Here is a 17501-nt window from a genome sequence, read left to right on the forward strand (position 1 = left end):
GCCCGGCATAAGCAGCTAAACTAGCCCCCTCTTTCCGCCCACCCGATACAAATCCGGAGTAGCCAACATGAGCGAGATTCCCGGCGATCTCAAATTCCTGAAGTCCCACGAATGGGCCCGCGCCGAAGGCGGTGGCCGCGTCACCGTCGGCATTTCCGATCACGCGCAGGGCCTGCTCGGCGATCTGGTCTACGTCGAGCTGCCGAACGTCGGCGACCGCGTCGAGGCCGGCAACGCCAGCGCCGTCGTCGAGTCGGTGAAGGCGGCTTCGGACGTCTACAGCCCGGTCACCGGCAAGGTGATCGAGGTCAACGCGGCGCTGGCCGACAAGCCCGAGACCATCAACGAGGATGCCTACGGCGAAGGCTGGATCTTCGTGGTCGAGGCCGAGGAACCGGAACAGCTCAACGAACTGCTGTCCCCCGACGACTACGCCGAACTGCTGGAGGACGAGGACCACTGAGTCCCCGCGCCTCCTCGTGGAGCATCGACCGGCCGCCTTCGCGCGGCCGGTTTTTTTTTGCCTTCCCGCCGAGGGAATGGACCGGAGCGCATCCCGGAACCGCGCCCGGCCGATGGAGATGCGTCGTTGCCGTGGCCGGCGTCGGAATTCCGCCGCGGTTTTTTTCAGCGCGTGGCGTCGTCCACGGCAACCTCGACCGGTGCGCGATGGCATGCCTCATCCGATCCGGTGACCGGGCGGCGAAGGTTGGCGGCGTGCATCACGGGTGCCGATCCGAGGCGCCAACGCATCTCCGGGAGGCGGCGAACACGGTCGCGACGACGGATTTTTTTTGCGCAAATCCGCGCAATCGGGCTTGTGCGCCGCCCCAAACCGGACCGTTCGGCGGAAAAATTTTTAGGTGCCGTTTAGGCCGCAACCGGGATCCCGGCGACGCGACTACCCGCGTGGCGGATCACGATGTCGATGACGCGTCGCGCGAAGCGATATCAAAAAAGCACTCGTTTTTGCGCTTTTTTTTTTTTTGCCGCGTCGCTGCGGGTATTGCCGGCTGGATCCGTCATGGTCATTTCCCAAGCTTGGCCGAAGCCGGACGACCGGGCGGGCGGCGGCGGCCATGGAAAAAAAATTCGCCGAGGTGTTGACACGTCCAAAAACCGTGATTAGGTTTCGCGCAGCAGAGAGTGCTGCGGAAGCGAGTGAGTCGGATCAATACGACAGCGCGAGTGACAACAAGGCCAATCGTCCCAGCCCAGGTAGCGGCGGACGCAGGACCCGCTTCCCCCGAAAAAAAGCGCCCCACCTTCCTCATCGCACCCGCGCCGTCCGGCGACGCGGGTGTTTTCGTATTTGTAGGGGACCACGTCAGAAGGGTCCTTACAAAAGAATCCGGTTCAACGCGCCTGGCGCGTCGACGGTTGCCTGCGGGTCCGACTCCCGCGGCTGATTCCGCAACTGGGCCTGCCTTCGGGCAGAGGTTTCGTACCCCGATGTACCCAATCCAAGTTCACTGACGAGGAGCCATCACATGGCAATGAAGAAAGCTGCTAAGAAGAAACCTGCCAAGAAGGCCGCCAAGAAGGCGACCAAGAAGGCAGCCGCCAAGAAGACCGTGAAGAAGGCCGCCAAGAAGGCTGCCAAGAAGGTCACCAAGAAGGCCGCCAAGAAGACCGTGAAGAAGGCTGCCAAGAAGGTCGCCAAGAAGCCGGCCAAGAAGGCTGCGAAGAAGGCCACCAAGAAGGCTGCCAAGAAGACCGCCAAGAAGGCTGCCAAGAAGGTCGCCCGCAAGCCTGCGAAGAAGGCTGCGAAGAAGGCCACCAAGAAGGCTGCCAAGAAGACCGTGAAGAAGGCCGCCAAGAAGGCTGCCAAGAAGCCGGCCAAGAAGGCTGCGAAGAAGGCCGCCAAGAAGCCTGCCCGCAAGTCCAAGAAGAAAGCGGCTCCGGTCGCGCTGCCGGCCACCCCGGCTCCGCTGATCTAAGCCAACCCCGATTAGCCGTATCCATCAGACTCTCTCCCTGTGCCCAGCAGGGGGAGAGTTTTTTTTTTGCGGGCGCTTAAGCTTGTCGCCATCCGGAACGGAGGAACGACATGAAGCTACTGAAGTGGGCCCTCGGCACCCTGATCCTGCTGGGCGTGCTGCTGGTCGTGGGCAGCCTGCTGCTGCCGGCGCGTACCCACGTGGAAAGATCGATCACCATCCAGCGGCCGCCCGCGGAGGTGTTCGCCACCCTCAACTCGTTCCGACGGTTCAACGAGTGGTCGCCCTGGTTCGCCGCCGATCCCCAGGCCAGTTACACCTATGAAGGACCGGCAGAAGGCGTCGGCGCGGGCATGCGCTGGTCGGGCAACCAGGCGGTGGGTACCGGCAGCCAGCGGATCACCGAAAGCCGGCCGCCGGCGCGCGTGGTGGTGGCGCTGGACTTCGGCGGACATCCGTCGACCGCGACCTACACGCTATCTCCTGAGGGCACCGGTGCCACCCGCCTGACCTGGGCCTTCGATACCGAGCACGGCTACAACCCGATGTCGCGCTGGTTCGGGCTGCTGTTCGATCGAATGATGGGCACCGACTACGAGCGTGGCCTGGCCAGGCTCAAGACCCTGCTGGAAACCGCTCCGCCGCGCTGAGCGTGGCCCAGGAAGCAGAACGCCCCGCGCGGATGACCGGGCGGGGCGTGCGGGATCAAGGAGAGGTCGCGGTGGATGTCAGCGTGGAGACGCCGTCGCCTGGCTGGCGGCCGCGCCGCTCTTGTTGTCCGGTTGCGGCGAATCGGCCATCAGCAGGTCGCTGGTGTCCATCGGTGTATCCAGCCACTGCTGCGGCGAGAGGCCAATGGCGCGGTCGAGGATGGTCGGCAGCAGTCCGGAAGGCACCGAGCTGTCGCTGTTCCAGAGGATGGCGATGCCCAGGTCGCGTTCGGGCACCAGCGCGACCATGCCACGGTAGCCCTGCACCGCACCGGCGTGGAAGATCACCGGATGGTTGGCGTAGTCGAACACGCGCCAGCCCAGCGCGTAGCCGGCCGAGTAGATGCGATCGCGGCGCCAGCCGGCACGCATCTCGCCCGGCGTGGGCACCAGCGAGGCGTGCAGGGTGGCCAGCAACGGCGCGGACAGCACGTCCTGGCGATGTCCGGTCTGCGCCACCAGCCATTGCGCCATGTCGCTGATGCTGGCGTTGACGCCGGCCGCGGGCGCCAGGCGGTAGTAGGTCGGCTTGGGCGTCAATGCGACCCAGCCATTGCGGCTGCGTACGTGCGGACGCGCCCAGCGCGCGCTGTTCTGGATGCCTTCTAGGCCGAGGCTGGCGTCGTTCATGCCCAGCGGCTTGAAGATGCGCTTGTCGACCGCCTGCTCGTAGAAGCCGCCGGTGGCGGCGAACACCACGTCGCCGAACACGCTGAAGGCGACGTTCTGGTAGGCATAGCACTGGCCGGGTACGCAGCTCATCGGCGCGTAGGCGAGCTTCTGGGTCACCGCGTAATAGTCGGCGTTGCCCTCGATGTCGCGGTCGAACGCGTTGTGCGCCTGCAGGCCGACGCGGTGGCTCAACAGATCGGCCACGGTCACCTGGCGCGTCGCCATGGGATCGCTGAGGCGGAAGTTGGGCACGTAGTCGGCCACGCGGCTGTCCCAGCGCAGCGAGCCATCGTTGACCAGCAGCCCGGCCAGGGTGCCGGCGAACGCCTTGGACAGCGACGCCAGGCGGAACACGGTATGTCCGTCGATCGTCTGCGGCGCGCTGACGTCGGTGACGCCATAGCCCTTGGCGGTGAGCACGCGGCCATTGTGGACGATCGCCAGTGCCATGCCCGGCACGCGCTCGCCCATCGTCAACTGCTGCGCCATGGCCTCGAAACGGGCAACGTCGAAACCCGGGGCGAGCGTGGATGCCGATGCGGTCGCGGCGGCGGCCGTCGTGGCGGTATTGGCTTGCGTGGCGGGAACAGAGGCCGTGGCGGCGGGCACCGGCGAAACGGCGTGCGCGGTTCCGGCGGGAGGCGTCTGGGCCGTGGAGGCCAGCGTCAGAGGTATCAGCAGTCCGAGCAACCCAATACGGAACGGGCGCAACGGCCGCCGAGTTACCTTCTTTTTCATGTACTGATCGCCTGCGCAACGGTTGCTGGACGCGATAATAACGTTGCTGTTTCAGATTGCACAAATGGCGGCAACTTCCGCACGCATGTCGTTCATCTAGTTGAAGATCCGGGGTGCGGTCCGTCGCATTTTTGACGCGCCCTGTTCAGATCCCTGAGCAGGGGTTCCCGCGCGTGATTCAGTGCGAATCACGGACCGGCTCATGCCCACGGATGAGGTCGGCGGCACGCTCGGCAATCATCATCGTCGGCGCGTTGGTGTTGCCGCCAATCAGGGTGGGCATGACCGAGGCATCGATCACGCGCAGGCCAGCGACGCCGTTGACGCGCAGTTGCGGATCGACCACGGCGCCGGCATCGCTGCCCATGCGGCAGGTGCCGATGGGGTGGTAGACCGTCTCCGCCTTCGCCCGCACGAACGCCGCCAGGCCGGCATCGTCGAGGTCATCGCGCGCGGGGAAGATCGGCGCGCCGCGATAGTCGTCGAACGCGCGCTGGGCGAACAGTTCGCGCGACAGGCGCGCGCATTCGATCATCATCTTCAGGTCGAAGCCTTCCGGATCATTCAGGTAGTTGGCCTCGATGCGTGCCGGCGTGCGCGGGTCCGCATCGTCCAGGCGGATGCGGCCGCGGCTGCGCGGTCGCAGGAAGCAGGCATGCAGGGTATAGCCGTCCCCGTCCAGCCGGTGGCGACCGTGGTCGTCGAGCATGGCCGGCACGAAGTGCAGTTGGATGTCGGCGTGCGCGTCGGGCGCCAGTGGCGAACGCACGAATGCGCCCGCTTCGGCGATGTTGCTGGTACCCGGACCGTGATGACCGCGCAGGAAGTAGTCGAAGGCGGTTTTCAGCTCGCTGGTGCGGTCGTAGGTGACTGGCCGGGTGGAATGGCGCAGCGTGCAGATGTCCAGGTGATCCTGCAGGTTGAACCCGACCTGCGGCGCATCCACCCGCACGTCGATACCGTGTCCGCGCAGGTGTTCGGCCGGACCCACCCCGGACAGCATGAGCAGCTGCGGCGAATTGATCGCGCCACCGGACAGCAGCACCTCGCGCTCGGCCCGGACCTGCACCTCGCGTCCCTGGTGGGCATAGGCCACGCCCACCGCGCGTCCGTTCTCGATCAGGATGCGACGGGCCAAGGTGCCGGTGAAGACTTCCAGGTTGGATCGATGACGGACCGGATGCAGGTAGGCCACCGCCGACGAGCAGCGTGCGCCGTCCTTCTGGGTGACCTGGTAGAAACCGAAGCCAGGCTGCTCCGGGCCGTTGAAATCGTCGTTGCGCCGATAGCCGGCCTGTTGCCCGGCCTCGATGAAGGCCGCCGACAATGGATTGGTGTAGCGCAGATCGGAGACCCACAACGGACCATCGTCGCCATGCAATGCATCGGCGCCTCGGCTGTTGCGCTCGGAGCGCCGGAAGTACGGCAGCACACCGGCCCAGTCCCATCCCTGCGCGCCCTGCGCCGCCCAGCCGTCGTAGTCGGCGGGGATGCCGCGGATGTAGCACATCGCGTTGATGGAGCTCGATCCACCCAGCACCTTGCCGCGCGGCCACCACAGGCGCCGGCCGTCGAGCTGTGCCTCGGCCGCGGTGTCATAGTTCCAGTTCACGCCCTTGTGGCCGACCAGCTTGGCCAGCCCGGCCGGCATGTGGATGAAGGGATGCCAGTCGCGGGGACCGGCTTCCAGCAGCAGCACGCGGCAGGCGGGATCTTCGGAGAGGCGGTTGGCCAGCACGCAGCCGGCCGAACCGGCGCCGATGATGATGTAGTCGTACACGTGGAGGCCTGCAACCGGGACCGGTCGAAGCTATCGGGCGGGGATAGAGCAAATGCTCGGCCGCGCCGGGCATGCGCGGAAGGCACCCGGCGGATGGAACGCAGCGGCGCGGGAAAGTGCTGGCGATGTTGCAGTGCATCGGATACCTTGCGCGCGTGACGCGGGCCGCTGCGCGCGTCCATCCCGTTCCCGGCGGCCACGACGATCGCATGAATCCTTCCGCTTCCGACGCCTCACGCCCCGCCGGTTTCCGCCAGGTGATTTCGCAACTGGGCGTGGATTCCCCGGCCTTGTGGTGGTCGCTGCTCTACTTTTTCTGCCTGCTCAGCGGCTACTACGTGCTGCGCCCGGTGCGTGATGCGATGGGTGCCTCGGGCGATGTCGCCGCGGTGTTCCCGGTGCAATTGAACGATTGGGCGGGGCGGCACGGCATCGACCTCAAGGACTTCACCCTGCAGGTGCTGTTCACCGGCACCTTCGTCTGCATGGTGCTGCTGCAGCCGATTTATGGCGCGCTGGTGTCGCGTTTCCCGCGGCGGGTGTTCCTGCCGGTGGTGTACCTGGCCTTCATCGCCTGCCTGGGTTTTTTCTACTGGGCCTTCAACCGGGAACTGCCGGGGCGCGGCGCGGCCTTTTTCATCTGGGTGGCGGTGTTCAACCTGTACGCCGTGTCGGTGTTCTGGAGCTACATGGCGGACGTGTTCGACAACGAGAACGCCAAGAAGGTCTACGGCTACATCGGCGCCGGCGGCACCACCGGCGCTCTGGTCGGGCCGATGATCACCAGCCTGCTGGTCGAGCGCATCGGCGTGGGCAACCTGCTGCTGGTTTCCGCGTTGCTCCTGGGGATCTGCCTGTTCTGCATCCTGCGCCTGCGGCCCTGGGCCGTGCGCCGCGAGCAGCGCAACCGCGATGCCAGCGGCGAGGACGCGATGGGCGGTTCGGTGCTGGCGGGCCTTCGACTGGTCTGGCGGGATCCGCTGCTGCGTTCGCTGGCCATGCTGATGTTCTTCGGCGTCGGCGTCGGCACCCTGCTGTACAACGAGCAGGCCGCCATCGCCCGCCAGTTGGCCCAGGATGCCTCGCGCACGGCGTACTACGCCAAGCTGGATCTGGGGGTGAACCTGCTGACCATCGTGGTGCAGGTGTTCCTGACCCGCTGGCTGCTGCGCCGGTTCGGGATCGCGCCGCTGCTGCTGATACCGGCCACCGCCATCCTGCTCGGGTACGCGCTGCTGGCGGCGGCGCCGCTGCCGGCGCTGATCTGGGCGGTGCAGGTGGCGACCCGCGCGGGCGAGTTCTCGCTGGCCAAGCCGGCCCGCGAAACCCTCTACACGCGGGTCGACCGCGAGTCGCGTTACAAGGCCAAGGCGGTAATCGACACCGTGGTCTATCGCGGCGGCGATCTCAGTTTTGCCTGGCTCCACAAGGCGTTGTCGGCGCTGGGCTCCAGCGTGGTGTTCCTGGTCGGCATCGGCGTGGCCGCCGGCATGACCCTGGGCGCCTGGCGCGTGATCCAGGCACAGCGCCGATTGCCGGAGGCGGGGAGGGCGGTACCGGCGGAAGGCGAGCCGGCCTGATCGGCGACGCGCCGGAGCGGCGCGGTGTCGCGTGCGGACACGACCGGCGCTTCACTGCCGGAGCGCCTGCGCGCACGCAGCGGGGTCCCCATGCCTGGATGCGCGCGCGACGCGCCCCCTGTCATTGGCTATCCTGTCGAGGTTGCCACGCTGGAACCCAAGCATGTTGATTGCCGCGTCACTGAGCGTCCTGGTCGCCCTGCTGCACCTGTACTTCATGGTGCTGGAGATGTTCCTGTGGACCCGCCCGGTTGGCCTCAAGACGTTCCGCAACACGCCCGAGAAGGCGGCGGCCACGCGGGTCCTGGCCGCCAACCAGGGGCTGTACAACGGCTTCCTGGCCGCGGGCCTGCTGTGGGGGCTGATGAGCGAGCAGTGGAACGTGGTGGTGTTCTTCCTGGTCTGCGTCACCCTTGCCGCGCTGTATGGCGCCTACAGCGTCAGCCGGCGGATCTTCTTCGTGCAGGGCATCCCCGCCATCGCCGCGCTGGCCGCCATCCTCATCGGTTGAGCGAATCGGGCGGTTCCCGCGGGAGCGACATCGGTCGCGACCAGGAATTCTCAGCCCGCCAATGTTGCTTGGCGACCGACCTCGCTCCTACGGGAGAGGCAGGGCCAGCGGCAGCGCGAACAGCAGCGCGCCCAGCACGAACAGCGCGGTGAGCAGGTGCAGCAGCCAATGATGGCGACGCAGGAACACGAACTGCTCGACCGTCCGTCCCGCCCAGAACAGCGCCATGAAAGCCAGCAGCGCACGCCCCAGGCCACTGTCCTGCAGCTCGCCGGTGAACACGAAACAGGCCGCGCCGACACCGAGGAACAGATAGACCAACCGGAGATTGAGGATCTGGGTGATCGCGCGGGTGGCGAATCCGACCTTGGCCAGTTCGTCATGCCAGCGGAACAGCTTCCAGAACGCCAGGTGGAACAGGGCAAAGCCCAGGCTGTGGACGCCCGCCAGCCGCACCAGCCAGTCGCCGGATGCATCCATGGGTCAGCGCTCCTCGCGTGGCGGCCGCGGCGACACCCACATGGCGATGCGGGCGCGGAACACCGCCTCGCCCTGCGGGTTGCTGACCACCACCTCCATCGGCAGTTCATAGCCTTCTTCCGCCGAATGCGGAGGAAAGGCCGGCGTGGCGACCGCGTGCATGGTGCCGACGGCCTTCTTCAGGTACTCCACGCTCATGCCCTTCGGAATCCAGCGCATGGAGGCAGGAATGCTCACGTCCGTGGTCAGGCCGCCGACGAACTCGGCCAGGTTGCACAGCGCGATCGCATGCACCGTGCCCAGGTGGTTGGTGACGCTGCGCCGATGGGCGATGGTCGCTTCGCCGCGGTTGGGTTCCAGCCTCGTGATGCGCGGCCGGATGCTGGCGAAATAGGGCGCCTTGAAGCAGACCAGCCGCGAGAACAGCCATGAGCCGAACGGGCGCGCGGCGAGCTTGCGGTACATCGTCAGGACGGATGCGCTCATGGGGTCTCCGGACGAAGACGGCGAGCCGAAGCTCGCCGTCAGGGGGAACATGGGGATCAGGCCGCCGCGCGTGACTTGTCGCCCGGCTGGTGCCGATCGTAGTAGCTGGCGGCACGCAGTTCGTGCGGATCGAAGTCGTCCACGGTGATCGTGTCCAAGGTCATCGTGCGCAGTTCTTCCAGCTGCTTGCGCTCGTCCGCGGTTATCCAGCCTTCGCGCACGCCTTCATCCAACTGGCTGGCGAAATCCAGCGCCTCGATGCCCTTGGTCTTGAGCGCCTTCAGGAACTTGCGCTCCACCGGCTCGGCCAGCACCGCCTTGGCCAGGTAGCTGTTGATGCGGCCGGCCGGGTTGTTCTCGCACGGCGTGGTGAACACACCCTTGGCCAGGCGGTCGCGCGCCTCGTTCGGCGTCATCAGCAGGGCCGCGGCACGGTGGCCGAGGCGGTCGCCCGGCGCATGCGCGCGACGGCCCCACGGGAAGATCAGCGCCCACATCAGCCAGCCGACCGGACGGATCGGGAAGTTGCGCAGCGCCGCCGACAGCGACAGTTCGATCTGGTGCACGCTGTCATGGAAGGCCCAGGCCAGCAGGGTGCGATCCGCCGCCGGCGCGCCTTCGTCGTGGTAGCGCTTGAGCATCGCGCTGGTCATGTACAGGTGGCTGAGCACGTCGCCGAGGCGGCCGGACAGCGACTCCTTGAATTTCAGCTTGCCGCCCAGGGTCAGCATCGAGATGTCGGCCATCAGCGCCAGGTTGGCCGAGTAGCGGTCCATCTTGCGGAAGAACCGGCGGGTGTAGTCGTCGCCCGGCGCCGCACCGATGCGCGAAGCAGTCAGGCCGAACCAGAACGAGCGCACCGCGTTGGAAATCGCATAGCCGATATGGCCGAACAGGTTGCGGTCGAACTCGTTGGTGCCGGCGACGGTATCCGGATTCTGCGCGGCCTTCATCTCCTTCAGCACCCACGGATGGCACAGGATCGCGCCCTGCCCGAAGATCAGCAGGCTGCGGGTCATGATGTTGGCACCTTCCACCGTGATCGCGATCGGCGAGGCCTGCCAGGCGCGGCCGACGAAATTGCGTGGTCCCAGGATGATGCCCTTGCCGCCGACCACGTCCATCACGTCCTTGACCACGTCGCGGCTCATGTTGGTGCAGTGGTACTTGGCGATTGCCGATGGCACCGCCGGCTTCTCGCCGCGATCCACGGCCGCCGCGGTCGCCTGCGACAGCGCGCTGATCGCATAGGCCTTGCCGGCGATGCGCGCCAGCGCTTCCTCGACGCCTTCGAAGCGGCCGACCGACAGGCCGAACTGCTTGCGGATGCGCGCATAGGCGCCGGTGACGATCGCGCCCTGCTTGGCGCCGCCGCTGGCGGTGGAGGGCAGGGTGATCGAGCGGCCGATGGACAGGCACTCGCTGAGCATGCGCCAGCCTTCGCCGATGCCATTTTCCTCGCCGATGATCTGCGACAGCGGCAGGAATACCTCATGGCCGCGCACCGGGCCGTTCTGGAACGGCGAATTCAACGGGAAGTGGCGGCGGCCGACCTCCACTCCGGGCGTTTCGCGCGGCATCAGCGCCAGGGTGATGCCCAGGTCGCGCTTGTCGCCCAGCAGGCCATCCGGGTCGTACATGCGGAAGGCAAGTCCGATGATGCTGGCGACCGGCGCCAGGGTGATGTAGCGCTTGTCGAAGGTAAGCTTGATGCCGACCACCTTGGCGCCGTCCCAGTCGCCTTCGCAGACGATGCCGTAGTCCGGGATCGAAGTGGCGTCGGAGCCGGCGAACGGACCGGTCAGGCCGAAGCACGGCACTTCGCGGCCATCGGCCAGGCGCGGCAGGTAGTAGTCCTTCTGCTGCTCGGTGCCGTAATGCATCAGCAGTTCGCCCGGTCCCAGCGAATTGGGCACGCCGACGGTGGAGCTCACCACGCTGGAGACGGACGCCAGCTTCTGGATCACCTTGTGGTGGGCCAGCGCCGAGAAGCCCAGGCCACCGTAGGACTTGGGAATGATCATGCCGAAGAACCTGTTCTTCTTGATGAAATCCCACATTTCCGGCGGCAGGTCCGCATGGACATGGGTGATTTCCCAGTCATTGGTCATCCGGCACAGATCCTCGACTGGACCGTCCAGGAACGCCTGCTCCTCGGGGGTCAGTTCGGGCTTGGGCTGCGACAGCAACTGGTTCCAGTCCGGATCACCGGAGAACAGCTCGCCTTCGAAACCCACCGAGCCCGACTCCAGCGCGATGCGCTCGGTCTGCGACAGCGGAGGAAGGATCTTGCGGTAGAAGGTCAGCAGCGGCGCGGTGATCAGCGGCTTGCGGATGGCCGGAATCAGTAGCGGCACCGCGATCAGCGCGACGATGATCGCGGCGACGATCGTCGCGGTGTGATTGGCGCCCATCAGCCAGCAGGCCACCAGCAGGGTTGCGGTGATCGCGGCCCAGTAGGCCAGCCGCAAGCGGTGATAGGCCGCGAACGCGCCCGCCAACAGGAAGGCGAGGAAGGGGGCTAGGATGCTCATGGACTTGCTCCGGTTGCGGATCCGCCGTCGGCGGACGATTCGGTGGGGGCTGGCCCGAAGGACGCCTGCGGCGAGCGCAGTTCGGCCAGGTACTCGAGGACGGTGGCGGTGAAGGTGTCGTTATCGTCGCCGGCCACCATGTGGGTGGCCTGCGGAAGGTGGACATGCCGAGCATGGGGAACCAGCGTGCGGAATTCCTCGACGGTCTTTTCCGAGACAAGATCGCTGCGTCCGCCGCTGATCAGCAGGATCGGGCAGCGGATGCGGCTGGCCGCCTCGGCCAGGGCATCCTGGTGCTGTTCGCTGTCGCGCGCCAGTTCGTCGATCAGGCGCGGATCCCAATGCCAATGCCAGCGGCCGTTCCTGTCCGGGCGCAACAGCGCACGCAGTTCATCCGGCGACTTGCGGTTGCGGCGATGCGGCAGGTAGGCGGCGATGATGTCGCTGGCCTGTTCCGGAGACTCGAAACCGTCGGGAAACGCGGTCATGAAACCGAGGATGCGCTCCAGCCCGGCCGATTCCCAGCGCGGGGTGATGTCGACCAGCACCATCGCCCGCAGCAGTCCGGGCCAGCGCGACTCGGCGATCAGGCCGAACAGTCCGCCCATCGACGCGCCGACGAGGATCGGCGCCTGCGCCTGCTCGCCGGCCACGATGATCAGGTCATCCGCGAACTGCTCGCCGGCATAGGGCACGTCTTGCGGATTGCGCTGCGAATCTCCGTGCCCGCGGGCGTCGTAGGCCAGGCCGGCATAGCCCTTCGAGGCGAGGAACTGCGCGGTCCGGGTCCAGGCATGGCGGGTCTGGCCAAAGCCGTGCGAATAGATCAGTGCCGGTTCCGCTTGCAAGGGAGCGGGCGAGGCAAAGCCGCTGGCGGCGAGGCGCAGGTCTCCGGCGCCGGTCAGCCCGAGTGCTTCGCCCGCACCGGAGGCGGAGAGGGACAGAGCAGGGGAGTGGGTGTTGACCATACGGACTAGTATGGACCTACCGATTTAGAGCAGTCAATCGGTCGGCAGGATTGTCGGGAGCGCAAGCGTTTGATTTGACGAAAGTTTTGCTGCGACGCAGCAAACGTACTCCAACAAACTTCGGCGTATGGTTAAATGGAACCATGACGACCCCAAGCCCCGACCCAGCTCCCGCCGCATCCCCGCGGAATGCCCGCCTCAGTGCAGACGACTGGGCCCAGGCCGCGCTCGATCTCATCGCCGAACAGGGTGTCTCCGCCGTCGCGGTGGAACCGCTCGCGCGGCGTCTTGGTGTGACAAAGGGCAGCTTCTACTGGCATTTCCCTTCCCGCGACGCGCTGCTGCAGGCGGCGCTGGAGCGCTGGGAGGCGGTGGAACAGGAAAGCGTGTTCGGCAATCTGGAGAAGGTGCCTGATCCGCGCGAGCGCCTGCGCGCGCTATTCCAGTTGGTCGGCCATGAAGTGAAGCCGCACATCATCTACAGCGAACTGCTGAAGGCACTGGATCACCCGGCCGTGCAGCCGGTGATCGATCGCGTGTCACAGCGCCGCCTGGAATACCTGATGGCGTCCTTCCGGCAGGCGGGGCTGGCGCGCCAGGATGCCATCCACCGCGCACGCCTGACCTACGCGGCCTACGTGGGTTTCCTGCAGTTGTCGCTGCAACTCCAGCAGCCGCGCATGACCCACGACGAATTCGAGGCCTACCTCGAACACGTCATCTCCACGCTCATTCCGACCTGACGGCGCGGGCACGCGGCTCGCGTGCCGGACACACGGCGCAGTGGGCAAGGGCGGAGGCACGAGGCCAACACGCGGGAATCATGCCGGTCCGGGCGTGGCCATCAATCGGCCGTTGCGCCATTCCTGCACGCGCTCGGTGTATCCCGCCCTCTCCAGGTAGCGGAAGATCGAGCGGACCGTGACCACGGGGTAGTCGCCTGACAGGCGGGTCGCGACCGGATGGTCGGTGAAATCGACGTTGGCGGTGAACAAGCCACCCAGCACGCGCTTGGTGTAGGGAACATGGATGGTCTCCGGTACGAAGCCATCGCCGCGCGCGAAGGCGTAGGCGGTCGCGCGGTCGTAGATCGGCGAGTCGGCGATCGCGCTGGCCATCATCTCGACCAGCCAGGCGGTGGAATTCTGGTAGTCCCGGCTGCCGGGGCGCGCGATCAGGTTGTAGTGCGGATGATGCAGGCTGTGACGCGGCACCTGCTGCAGTCGGCGGGTCAATCGCTGGGCGACATCCGGCTTGAACCAGACGATGCGCAGATCCTGGTTGACCAGATCATCGGAGAAGAAATTCACCAGTCCCTGGGCATACAGTCCGGAACGATCACTGCCGCACTCGTTGAGCAGATGCACCACCGTCCAGCGTCCCTGCGGATGATCGCGGACCACGAAACCGGCGTGGCTGTAGACCAGGCCCTGTTTGGACAGGTCCGTGCCCACCCGCGCGATCAGCGCCACCGGCGCATCGCTCTCCTCCAGCGCAACTGCGGCCCGCAGCGCGGTTTCCGCCGCCGCGGCGACCTTGGCAGGCGGCATTTGCTGCTCCCGGCAGTTGTTGCCGGCATGGGCCGCCAGCGGCAGGCACAGCAGCCACGCAACGCGCACCAATAACCGGTTCATGGCTCAGCTCCCGTAGCGGTGGCTGTGGATGTGCGGGCGGACCCGGTCGTTGGCGATGAAGCAGAGCGTTTCGCCGGCAGCGCTCAGCAACCAGCCGGTGGCGACCGTGGTCACGCTGATGGCGGTTCCCACCGCGATGCCCAGCCGGCGAACGGCTTCCACCGACAGGTAGATCACGAACGAGGCGCCGGCAGCGGTCGCCGATACGGTCACGACCACGCTGCTGCCCACCGCCGCAACCCCCGACACCACCGCCGACGCTCCATGCGCCAACGCGTGCACGACGGCCACCGGGACTTCGACGGACGCCGCAAGGCTCGCTCGCGAATGCCGGCTGGCGCCATCGGACTGGACGGCGCCCCAGGCGGGAATGGTCGCGACGGACAGCGCGACCGCCAGCAGCAGGGGGCGGACATGTTGGATGGGGGATGCGGACGGGGTCATGGGCGGGTCTCCTTGCGTGGCGCGAAGGTGGACGCAGACACCCGGAGGATTCAACTAACTTTGACAAGGTAAGCTCTTGGGGGACGAAAGGTATAGGAATCCGCTACCCATGGCCGTATCCATCGAACTGGTCGACGCCCTCAAACGCTGCCTGCGCGGGCAATCCATGACCTATCGGGACCTCGCTGCCCGGATGAAGATGAGCGAGGCGGCGATCAAGCGGATGTTTTCCCGGCGTGCGATGAGCCTGCAGCGGCTGGAACAGATCTGCGAGGTGCTCGACGTTGGCCTGGCCGAGCTCAGTGCCGAGGCGGCGCGCGGGCGCAAGCCGATGGCGCAGTTGGAGGCGGCCCAGGAACAGGCGCTGGTGAAGGAACCCGCGCTGTTGATGGCGCTGTTCCTGGCCCTGAACCGTTGGCGGCAGGAAGACGTGCTGGAGCATTTCGGCTTCACGCCCGCGCAGTGGACCGGCCTGCTGGTGAAACTGGATCGCCTCGGCATCATCGAACTGCTGCCCGGCAACCGGACGCGCGCGCTGACCGCGCGCAATTTCCGTTGGCGCGCGGACGGTCCGATGGAACGCTATTTCCGGCATACGCTGCTGACCGACTACTTCGCCGATGCCTTCGATGGCGAACAGGATGCGTTGCTGCTGCTCAGCGGCAGCCTGAGCATCGACGGCATCAAGCAACTCCGGCAGCGCCTGGAAGAAGTGGCCCGCGAGTTCGACGCGCTGCTCGCCAGGGATGCCACCCTGCCGGCGTCCGGGCGGATCGGGGTCAGCCTGGTGCTGGCGCAGAAGCCCTGGCTGCTGCAACTGTTCAATCCCTACCGGCGGTCGCGCGGCGGCTGAGTCCGCCTCCCGCAGCGCCGGCGGTGCCAGTGCTTTAAGGCCACTCTTATATGTAGCGGTCCGGCCAGGACATGGTCTGACCTTCCTGAATCCGATTCGGCGTTGTTCTCGTCATCGGGACCAGACATTGGTATCATTTTGGTCTCTTTTTCGAGGGCTAGGCATGAACGCAGCGGTCGACGTTTTCAAATCGCAGGATTCCCGGGGATGCCGGTTGGAAGCGCTGAACGCCTGGGTGGCCGAGGTTGCTGTCTTGACCCAGCCCGACCATATCCACTGGTGCGACGGCAGCGATGCCGAAAACGCCGCCCTGATCGCCCGCATGCAGGCTGACGGCACGCTGCTGCCGCTGAACCACGAAACCCACCCGCATAGCTGGTTGCACCGTTCCAGCCCCAGCGACGTCGCCCGGGTCGAACACCTGACCTTCGTATGCACGCCGGAGCGCGACGATGCCGGTCCGAACAACCACTGGATGGCACCGGCCGAAGCGCACGCGAAGATGGACGCCCTGTTCGCCGGCTGCATGCGCGGGCGCACCCTGTACGTGGTGCCCTACTGCATGGGCCCGATCGATTCGCCGCTGGCGCGTTGCGGCGTGGAGATCACCGACTCGCCGTACGTGGTCGCGAACATGCGCATCATGACCCGGATGGGCGCTCCCGCACTGGCCCGGATCGAACGCGAAGGCAGCTTCGTCAAGGGCCTGCATTCGGTCGGCGAGCTGGATCCGGAGCGTCGTTTCATCATGCACTTCCCGGAAGAACTCACCATCAAGAGCTTCGGCTCCGGCTATGGCGGCAACGCGCTGCTGGGCAAGAAGTGCCACGCACTGCGCATCGCCTCGCACCAGGCCCGCCAGGAGGGCTGGCTGGCCGAACACATGCTGATCGTCGGCATCGAGAATCCGCAGGGCCAGATGCACTACGTGGCCGCGGCGTTCCCCTCGGCCTGCGGCAAGACCAACCTGGCCATGCTGATTCCGCCGGAAGGCTATCGCCAGGCGGGCTGGAAGGTCTGGACGGTCGGCGACGACATCTGCTGGATGCGTCCGGGCGCCGACGGCCGCCTGTATGCGATCAACCCGGAAGCCGGCTTCTTCGGCGTCGCGCCGGGCACCTCCGACAGTTCCAATCCCAATGCGCTGGCGACCATCAGCCACCACACCATCTTCACCAACGTGGCCGTGACCGACGATCAGGAACCGTGGTGGGAAGGCCTGGACAAGCGCACGCCGGCACTGGACTGGCAGGGGCGTCCCTATGATCCGGCCAATGGCCCGGCTGCACATCCGAACTCGCGCTTCACCGTCTCCGCACGCCAATGCCCGAGCTACTCGCCGCGTGCCGAGGACCCGCAGGGCGTGCCGATCTCCGCGATCGTGTTCGGCGGACGTCGCGCGTCGCTGGTGCCGCTGGTGTTCGAGGCCCGCGACTGGACCCACGGCGTGCTCATCGGCGCCGCGATGGGCTCGGAAACCACCGCGGCGGCTACCGGCGCGGTCGGCGTGATGCGCCGCGACCCGATGGCGATGAAACCGTTCTGCGGCTACAACTTCGCCGACTACTTCGCCCACTGGCTGTCGTTCGACCAGGCCGGCGCGAAGCTGCCGAAGATCTTCCACGTCAACTGGTTCCGCAAGGGCGACGATGGCAAATTCCTGTGGCCCGGCTTCGGCGAGAACCTGCGCGTGCTGGAATGGATGATCAAGCGCGTGGAAGGGCAGGCCGACGCGGTCGATACGCCGATCGGCAACCTGCCGCGGGCGGACGACCTCAATCTGGATGGGGTATCGCTTTCGCAGGAAGCGGGAGCCAAGCTGTTCGGCTTCGACCCGGAGGGCTGGCGTGCCGAGGTCGACAGCATCGGTGCCTATCTGGAAGAGTTTGGCGGGCGCATGCCGGAGGCACTGAAGGCGGAGCAGGCGCGCATCGCGGCGCATCTGGGCTGAAAGCCTGACTGGAACATCGGGGCTGCCGAGAGCGGCCCCTTTTGCACGTACAAGATTGGTTTCAAATGTATTTGAATTTACAGTTCATCAAAATGAACAGGGCAAGTGATTGATTTATAAGGCTGGATAACTCTTTCTTAATAAAGAAATTTGCGTTACTCTTGGGTTCACAGGATATGTCGCGCCTGTCACATCGGATTCCGGGGCCTGTTGGCACCGG

17 protein-coding genes are annotated in these 17501 nt (G+C 66.2%); 9 read left to right on the forward strand and 8 right to left on the reverse strand.

What is annotated here, in order from left to right; translation table 11 throughout:
• Nucleotides 1-67 precede the first annotated feature (67 nt).
• The 4 genes from gcvH to AC3DE2_RS02470 all read left to right on the forward strand — a co-directional run bounded on the left by gcvH (nucleotide 68) and on the right by AC3DE2_RS02470 (nucleotide 2590).
• The gene (gcvH, locus tag AC3DE2_RS02455) at nucleotides 68-463 is read left to right on the forward strand and encodes a glycine cleavage system protein GcvH (protein ID WP_295374966.1); all 396 of its coding nucleotides are present in this window, start codon (nucleotides 68-70) and stop codon (nucleotides 461-463) included.
• A gap of 459 nt (nucleotides 464-922) precedes the next feature.
• Nucleotides 923-1129 (forward strand): hypothetical protein, encoded by a 207-nt coding sequence (locus AC3DE2_RS02460; RefSeq protein WP_488424941.1) that lies wholly within the window; start codon nucleotides 923-925, stop codon nucleotides 1127-1129.
• Between the two features lie 361 nt (nucleotides 1130-1490).
• Nucleotides 1491-1940: a hypothetical protein gene (locus AC3DE2_RS02465; RefSeq protein ID WP_295374964.1), complete on the forward strand. Its 450-nt coding sequence runs from the start codon at nucleotides 1491-1493 to the stop codon at nucleotides 1938-1940.
• Nucleotides 1941-2050: 110 nt separating this feature from the next.
• Nucleotides 2051-2590 carry an SRPBCC family protein gene (locus AC3DE2_RS02470; RefSeq protein ID WP_295374961.1) on the forward strand — a complete coding sequence of 180 codons (540 nt, stop codon included), beginning with the start codon at nucleotides 2051-2053 and terminating at the stop codon, nucleotides 2588-2590.
• 78 nt (nucleotides 2591-2668) lie between these two features.
• Here AC3DE2_RS02470 and AC3DE2_RS02475 read toward each other — a convergent pair whose 3' ends face one another.
• Nucleotides 2669-4060, reverse strand: a complete 1392-nt coding sequence (locus tag AC3DE2_RS02475; RefSeq protein ID WP_488424943.1) for a serine hydrolase domain-containing protein — start codon at nucleotides 4058-4060, stop codon at nucleotides 2669-2671.
• Nucleotides 4061-4238: 178 nt separating this feature from the next.
• Nucleotides 4239-5840 carry a GMC family oxidoreductase gene (locus AC3DE2_RS02480; protein ID WP_488424944.1) on the reverse strand — a complete coding sequence of 534 codons (1602 nt, stop codon included), beginning with the start codon at nucleotides 5838-5840 and terminating at the stop codon, nucleotides 4239-4241.
• A gap of 209 nt (nucleotides 5841-6049) precedes the next feature.
• On the opposite strand from AC3DE2_RS02480, the gene AC3DE2_RS02485 reads away from it, so the two are divergent.
• Both AC3DE2_RS02485 and AC3DE2_RS02490 read left to right on the forward strand, forming a co-directional pair.
• Nucleotides 6050-7420: an NTP/NDP exchange transporter gene (locus tag AC3DE2_RS02485; protein ID WP_488424945.1), complete on the forward strand. Its 1371-nt coding sequence runs from the start codon at nucleotides 6050-6052 to the stop codon at nucleotides 7418-7420.
• Nucleotides 7421-7583: 163 nt separating this feature from the next.
• Nucleotides 7584-7931 carry a DUF1304 domain-containing protein gene (locus tag AC3DE2_RS02490; protein WP_295374950.1) on the forward strand — a complete coding sequence of 116 codons (348 nt, stop codon included), beginning with the start codon at nucleotides 7584-7586 and terminating at the stop codon, nucleotides 7929-7931.
• 87 nt (nucleotides 7932-8018) lie between these two features.
• Here AC3DE2_RS02490 and AC3DE2_RS02495 read toward each other — a convergent pair whose 3' ends face one another.
• From AC3DE2_RS02495 to AC3DE2_RS02510, 4 genes are read right to left on the reverse strand one after another with little or no spacing between them, the layout of a single operon-like run.
• Nucleotides 8019-8411, reverse strand: a complete 393-nt coding sequence (locus AC3DE2_RS02495; RefSeq protein ID WP_488424946.1) for a hypothetical protein — start codon at nucleotides 8409-8411, stop codon at nucleotides 8019-8021.
• 3 nt (nucleotides 8412-8414) lie between these two features.
• The gene (locus AC3DE2_RS02500) at nucleotides 8415-8897 is read right to left on the reverse strand and encodes a hotdog fold domain-containing protein (protein ID WP_488424947.1); all 483 of its coding nucleotides are present in this window, start codon (nucleotides 8895-8897) and stop codon (nucleotides 8415-8417) included.
• A 56-nt stretch (nucleotides 8898-8953) separates the two neighbouring features.
• Nucleotides 8954-11431, reverse strand: coding sequence for an acyl-CoA dehydrogenase (locus AC3DE2_RS02505; protein WP_488424948.1), 2478 nt, complete (start codon nucleotides 11429-11431; stop codon nucleotides 8954-8956).
• Nucleotides 11428-12399 carry an alpha/beta fold hydrolase gene (locus AC3DE2_RS02510; protein ID WP_488424950.1) on the reverse strand — a complete coding sequence of 324 codons (972 nt, stop codon included), beginning with the start codon at nucleotides 12397-12399 and terminating at the stop codon, nucleotides 11428-11430. Before AC3DE2_RS02510 ends, AC3DE2_RS02505 begins: the two co-directional genes overlap by 4 nt.
• A gap of 143 nt (nucleotides 12400-12542) precedes the next feature.
• Here AC3DE2_RS02510 and AC3DE2_RS02515 point away from each other — a divergent pair, with 143 nt between their 5' ends.
• Entirely contained in the window at nucleotides 12543-13142 is a 600-nt protein-coding gene (locus AC3DE2_RS02515; RefSeq protein WP_183643979.1) for a TetR/AcrR family transcriptional regulator, read from the forward strand.
• A gap of 78 nt (nucleotides 13143-13220) precedes the next feature.
• Here AC3DE2_RS02515 and AC3DE2_RS02520 read toward each other — a convergent pair whose 3' ends face one another.
• Both AC3DE2_RS02520 and AC3DE2_RS02525 read right to left on the reverse strand, forming a co-directional pair.
• A complete protein-coding gene (locus AC3DE2_RS02520) occupies nucleotides 13221-14033 on the reverse strand; it encodes a DUF2145 domain-containing protein (protein ID WP_488424952.1) in 813 nt (270 codons plus the stop codon).
• A gap of 3 nt (nucleotides 14034-14036) precedes the next feature.
• Nucleotides 14037-14477 (reverse strand): hypothetical protein, encoded by a 441-nt coding sequence (locus AC3DE2_RS02525; RefSeq protein ID WP_488424953.1) that lies wholly within the window; start codon nucleotides 14475-14477, stop codon nucleotides 14037-14039.
• Between the two features lie 109 nt (nucleotides 14478-14586).
• Here AC3DE2_RS02525 and AC3DE2_RS02530 point away from each other — a divergent pair, with 109 nt between their 5' ends.
• Complete coding sequence (locus tag AC3DE2_RS02530; protein ID WP_295374930.1) at nucleotides 14587-15330, forward strand: helix-turn-helix domain-containing protein; 744 nt, start codon at nucleotides 14587-14589, stop codon at nucleotides 15328-15330.
• 163 nt (nucleotides 15331-15493) lie between these two features.
• The gene (locus tag AC3DE2_RS02535) at nucleotides 15494-17281 is read left to right on the forward strand and encodes a phosphoenolpyruvate carboxykinase (GTP) (protein ID WP_488424954.1); all 1788 of its coding nucleotides are present in this window, start codon (nucleotides 15494-15496) and stop codon (nucleotides 17279-17281) included.
• Nucleotides 17282-17501 lie beyond the last annotated feature (220 nt).

This window comes from Pseudoxanthomonas sp. 68-E7 (assembly GCF_057773145.1).